Source organism: Humidesulfovibrio sp., from assembly GCF_035560995.1.
Classification (GTDB): domain Bacteria; phylum Desulfobacterota; class Desulfovibrionia; order Desulfovibrionales; family Desulfovibrionaceae; genus Humidesulfovibrio.
The window spans coordinates 1-5,840 of the sequence record NZ_DATMYK010000265.1 but is presented as its reverse complement, the minus strand read 5'-3'; the positions used below and the strand labels follow the sequence as shown (position 1 = coordinate 5,840).

The window sequence follows — 5,840 nt, the reverse complement described above, 5'->3', positions numbered from 1 at the left end:
TTACCATTCCGGGCTTCATGTCCCTGGTGCGGCAAGCGCAGGATAACGGCAGCGGCAACAACATTGCCGGGTCCTTCTCCTTCGCGGACGGATCGGCGTATGACTTCTGGCAATTCTTGCAAATGGTCGCCATGCAGCAGGGCACGGACGGAGCCGACGTTCTGACCGGGCACCCCCTCATGCCCGGTGAGCTCTACGGGCTTGGCGGCGACGACACCCTTACCGGCTATGAGGGCGACTATCTTGATGGCGGCGCGGGAAACGACGTGCTCTACGGCGCGAAGTACGGCAGCATGCAAGGCGGCACGGGGAACGACACCATGCACGGCAGCGCCGAGGACGACTACTACCGCTTCGAGGCGGGCGACGGCGCGGACACGGTCATCGATTCCACCGGCTACGACTCTTTCTCCTTCGGCCCCGGAATAACGCCAGACGATGTGACGCTGAGCCTTGAGGGCGGCGCGCTGCTGTTGACCTACCCCGGAGGCAGCATCACCCTCGCCAACTCCCTCGGCATCCGCTCGGCCGGGGCCGGGTGGACGGAATTCGATTTCAGCATCGACGGCGTTCAGTTCGATGACGGAAGCTACTGGGAACAGGCGGACATCCTGTCACGGCTGTACCAGCGGGTGGACGGCACGGACGGCGCCGATGCCATCAGTGCGGACAGTCTGATGGCCCAGCAGATTTATGGCGGCGCGGGAGACGATGCGATCACGGGATCCGGGGCGGCCTCGTTTCTTTGCGGCGAGGCCGGAAACGACAGCATTTCGGGCGGCGCCGGCAATGAGCTGCTCCTCGGCGGTGAGGGCGACGACACCCTGGCAGGCGGAGCCGGAAACGACTCGCTGGTTGGCGGTGACGGCAATGACGTGTTCCTCTTCCAGCGTGGCGATGGAGTGGACCGCATCTTTGTGGCCGATAGCGGCGTTGTGGAGCTTCCGTCTGAGGGCGGGGATTCCGGGGGCGAGAGCGTCCCGAAAACCGATGCCATCGAATTCGGCGCTGACATCGATCCGTCCGATGTCGTCATGAGCCGCAGTGGGACGGACCTTGTGCTGCGCATCAAGGGAACCCAGGACGCCTTGACCGTGGATGGCTACTTCTCCGGGGGCGAGGAGAATCCGCAAACCATGGTGGAGGAAATACGCTTTGCGGACGGCACGGTGTGGAACGCCTTGACGATACGAAACGCCACAACGGCCGGCACGGACACCGCAGACACCCTGTATGGCAACAATTGGTCGGGAGGGGTGCTGTCTGGCCTGGGCGGCGACGACACCCTCAACGGCGGCGACGCTGACGAAACCCTCCTGGGCGGCGAGGGGAATGACATGCTTTCCGGAGGCCGCGGCTCGGACCTGCTTGATGGCGGCGCGGGAAACGACACCATCAATCCCGGCAGCGGCTACAAGACGATCGCCTTTGGCAGAGGGTCCGGCCACGACTTCGTCCTGAAACACCGCGACTCCAGCTGGGGGTGGAGCTACAGGGACATCCTGATCGGCGCGGGACTGGGCCCGGATGACCTTACCTTCCAAACCCAGGGCCAGAATCTGCTGATCACAATCAACGATACCGGAGACGAGCTGGTCCTCGAGGGGGCTCTTGAGGGCGATGTCATCCAGTGCAGCCTTGAGTTCGAGGGCGGCGTCTATTGGGGAGGCTACGATATCGCGAACAGAATCGTCTCCGCGCAGGAACTGACCCTTACGGGCACCTCCGGCTACGACACCCTCACAGGCGGCTGGGGCGACGACAGCCTGCTGGGTCTTGGCGGCGACGACAATCTTGCCGGCGGGACCGGAAACGACACGCTGGACGGCGGCGCCGGGTCGGACAATCTCGACGGCGGGTTCGGCCGGGACGTTTATCTGTACAATCGCGGCTATGGCAACGATTACGCCACATATTGCACGGCAGGAACGCCTGACCTTGTGCAGCTCGGCGCGGGCCTGCGGCCCGAAGACATCGAGCTGGGCCTGTACCACTACAACATGGGCGGTCTGATTCTCGACCTCGCCTCCTTCCAGCTTTCCGACTGCGGCTGGAGCATGTTCACCATGCGCGGCGCAGGGCCACAGACTTCAAGCTATCCGCAGTCGCTCACCGCCTCGGCCATCCTTGAGTGGACCTCGTCGCCCATGGACGACCTCTACATCAAGGTGCGCGACACCAGTGAATATCTGACCCTCTCGAACTACGACTTCACCAACGGCGCAGTGCCCTACGAGGGCGGGCCAAAGCTTGAGGGCATCCGCTTCTCCGACGGGCAGTTCTGGGACTGGCAGACCATCAAGTCCAAGGTGCAGATCAGCACCGAGGGCGCGGACACCATCCTCGGCTTCGGCGACGCGGACCTGATCCATGGCAAGGGCGGCAACGACCTGATCCACGGCGGCGACGGCAACGACACCCTGTACGGCGATGACGGCGACGACGTCATCAACGGCGGCTACGGCCTGGACAAGGTATACGGAGGAGCCGGAAACGACACCCTGGCCGGAAGCTGGCTGGACGGCGGCGAAGGAAATGACACCTACCAGGGCGGCTACCAAAGCACCTATTCCTTTGGGCGGGGTTCCGGGCATGACAAGGCCGTCAACGGCTATGCCTGCACGGTCGAGCTCAAAGAGGGGCTGGACAGTGAGAGCATTGCCGTAACCCGCGGCGGCGCGGGCAATGCTGACCTCATCCTGACCATTAAAGACACGGGCGATACCCTGACCATGCAGGGCTGGTTCTCCCGACTCTCGAGCCCTGCGTTGCGGGCCGTGCAGTTCCAGGACGGCACGCAGTGGAGCCCCGCCATGTTGACCGGGCAGGCGAACGGGCACGCCCCTGTGGTGCAGGAGGCCTTGGCGGATGCCGTCGCGCCTGAAGACGCCGCCTTCAGCCTGACCTTGCCCGCCTCCGCCTTTGTGGACGTGGACGCGGGCAGCGTGCTTTCCTACACGGCGCACCTTGCGGACGGACAGCCGTTGCCTGCCTGGCTCAGCTTCAATGCCGCCACGCGTACCTTCAGCGGCACGCCGGGCGCAGGGGAGATCGGGAGCCTGGCCATCAAGGTTCTCGCCACGGACCAGTTCGGCGCATGCGCCTCTCAGGCCTTTGCCCTGGAGGTTTCTCCGGTGAACGACGCCCCGGTGCCCGGCCCCCAGGTTTCCCTGGGCGCGCTGGCCGAGAATGGCGGCAGCGTGACCTTCAGCGAAGGGCAGCTTCTGGCAAACGCCACGGACGAGGAAGGGAGCGCGTTGACCGCACAGGGCCTGGCGGTTTCCGCTGACCAAGGCAGCTTGGTGAACAACGGCGACGGCACCTGGACCTTCACCCCCGCGGCGGGCTTCAGCGGCCTCGCCACAGTGAGCTACCTTGTAAGCGACGGCGGGGCTTCTTCGCCCGCCAGCGCGGCCATCACCGTCACCCCGGTCAACGACCTGCTTTCCGGCGGCGCGGGAAACGACACCCTGGCTGGAGGAGGGGGCAACAATCTGCTGCACGCCGGTACTGGCGACGACAGCCTTGGCGCTGGCTCCGGCAACAACATCTATGTCGGCGGCGCCGGAGCGGATGCCCTCGCCACGGGCGCGGGCCGGAACGTCATCCTCTTCAACAAGGGGGATGGGACGGACGCCGTCATCAGCTCCGATACCAAGCAGGACGATACGTTGAGCCTGGGCGGCGGCATCTGCCAGACGGATGTCAGCCTTTCAAAGTCCGGCGACGACTTGGTCCTCTCGGACGGAGCGGGCGGCAGCCTCGCCTTCAAGGACTGGTATGCTTCCGGCGCAAGCGCCAGGAAGAGCGTGCTCAATCTGCAGATCATCGAGGAGGCGGCCACGGAGTTCGACGCGGGTTCCGCCAACGCGCTCGTCGACAACAAGGTGGAGACGTTCAACTTCGCAGGCATCGTTTCGGCCTTCGATGCGGCCTTGGCCGAGAACTCCGCGCTGAGTTCGTGGGCCATATCGAATGCTCTTGCGGCGAACTCCCTCGGCGGTTCGGACACGGCGGCCCTGGGCGGGGATTTCGCCCAACAGTATGGCACCTGCGGCAACTTCTCCGCCATGGGGCAGAGCGCCGCCCAACGGGTGCTGTCCGATGCCGCCTGCGGAGCTTCGGCCCAGACCTTCCAGAGCCCTACGGCCTTGCAGGAAGGCGCCTTCAAACTGAGCTAACCAGGGGGCCCCGCCTCCGGCGTCGCAAGGGCGCCGGAGGCGGGGCTTGTGTTGGGCAACATGAACACTATGCTTCGTTTTTTCTCTGGGCCGTTGCGGCTTCGGCTTTCTGGATTCTCGGCCGTTTTGCGCCAAAGGGGCGCTGCGCTTGGGGCCCGTCTGCCCGGCTGGCGGCGGCAGGCCCTCGTCCGTCTTCTGCTTTGGCGAGACCGGTTCATGGCGTCGAAGACATGGGCCGTGACGCGGAAGACATACGCCGAATCCACCGAGCGTCTGGACAAGGCCTTTGCCGCGAAGGAGGCCACTCCGCGCGATTTCTTGCCGGGATTGCTGCGGGTGGAGGAAGCCCCGCCTTCCCCTTTGGGGCGAACGGTGTTGCGTGTGCTCCTGGGGTTGCTGGCGCTTCTGCTCATCTGGTCCATCGCGGGGAGCCTGGATATCGTGGCCGTTGCTGAGGGCAAGCTGGTGCCCCAGAGTTTCCTCAAGATCGTCCAGCCCGCGGAGTCGGGCATAGTGAAAGAAATCCTGGTGCGGGAAGGGCAGCATGTGGTGGCCGGGCAGGTGCTCATGCGCATGGATTCCGTGGGGAGTGACGCTGACGTGAAATCATTGGCGGCGGAACTGGCCCGCAAGCGCATAACGTTGCGGCGCATTGATTCAGAACTCGAAGGCACTCCCTTTGAGCAACAGGCCGACGACCCTGCGGGACTGTTTCAAGAGATTCGTGCGCGGCTGGATTCAAACAAGGCTGCCTTGGCGGCTGCGCTGGCCGAGGAGCGCAGCGTCATGGAAAAGGCCAAGCGCGAGCTTATGGCCGCACGCGAGGTGCGCATCAAGCTCTCGGAGACCTTGCCGCAGTATCGCGCCCAGGAGGAAGCCCACGCCAAGCTGGCCAAGGAGGGCTACGCGCCCCTTTTGCAGGCTGGGGACAAGCGCCGGGAGCGCGTGGAAAAGGAGCAGGAACTGCGCACGCAGACTCAGCTCATCGAGTCGGCAAAGGCGAGCGTCACCCAATCCGAGCGCAAGCAGGAGCAGCTTCAGGCGGAATACCGCAAGAACCTGCACGCGGAGCGCAATGAAGCCCAGGGCCAGCTTGAGAAACTGGAGCAGGAGCTGGCAAAGCAGACGCACCGCCAGGATCTTCTGGAACTCAAAGCCTCCCAGTCCGGCACGGTGAAGGATCTCTCCACGCACACCATAGGCACGGTGACGCAGCCGGGCACGGTGCTGCTGACCCTGGTGCCGGACGAGGAGAAGCTGAAGGCCGAAGTCTGGGTGTCGAACCAGGACAGGGGCTTCGTGCACGCGGGGCAGCGGGTGCGGCTCAAGTTCGCCGCGTTTCCGTTCCAGAAATATGGCATGGTGGATGGGCGGGTGGAGCATGTGAGCGCCGACGCCTCGGACCCTGACGCAAGCTCCGGGCAACAGTCTCAAAGCAAAACAGCCAAGAGCGCGCCGCTTTCCTTCCGCGCCCTGGTGACGCTCGACGCCATGCAGCTGGATTTTGACGGCGAGCGCCTGCCCTTGTCCTCCGGACTCCAAACCAACGCCGAAATCCTGGTCGGCAAGCGGTCAGTGCTCGAGTACCTGCTTTCGCCAGTACGCAAAGCCGTGCATGAGGCAGGCAGGGAGCGGTAAAGGCGGTTGCGGGAGGCTGGC

Annotated in this window: 2 protein-coding genes; both read left to right on the top strand. The window is 64.6% G+C overall.

Going from position 1 to position 5,840, the window contains the following annotated elements:
* Nucleotides 1-131 precede the first annotated feature (131 nt).
* On the top strand, nucleotides 132-4,181 hold the full coding sequence (locus VN419_RS10275) for a calcium-binding protein (protein WP_325647138.1): 4,050 nt from the start codon (nucleotides 132-134) through the stop codon (nucleotides 4,179-4,181).
* A gap of 237 nt (nucleotides 4,182-4,418) precedes the next feature.
* Entirely contained in the window at nucleotides 4,419-5,819 is a 1,401-nt protein-coding gene (locus VN419_RS10270) for an HlyD family type I secretion periplasmic adaptor subunit (RefSeq protein ID WP_325647137.1), read from the top strand.
* Nucleotides 5,820-5,840 lie beyond the last annotated feature (21 nt).

Bases quoted from the DNA above. Each gene is read 5' to 3' on its own strand.
- VN419_RS10275 (WP_325647138.1), top strand. From the start codon at position 132: ATGCAGCAGGGCACGGACGGAGCCGACGTTCTGACCGGGCACCCCCTC.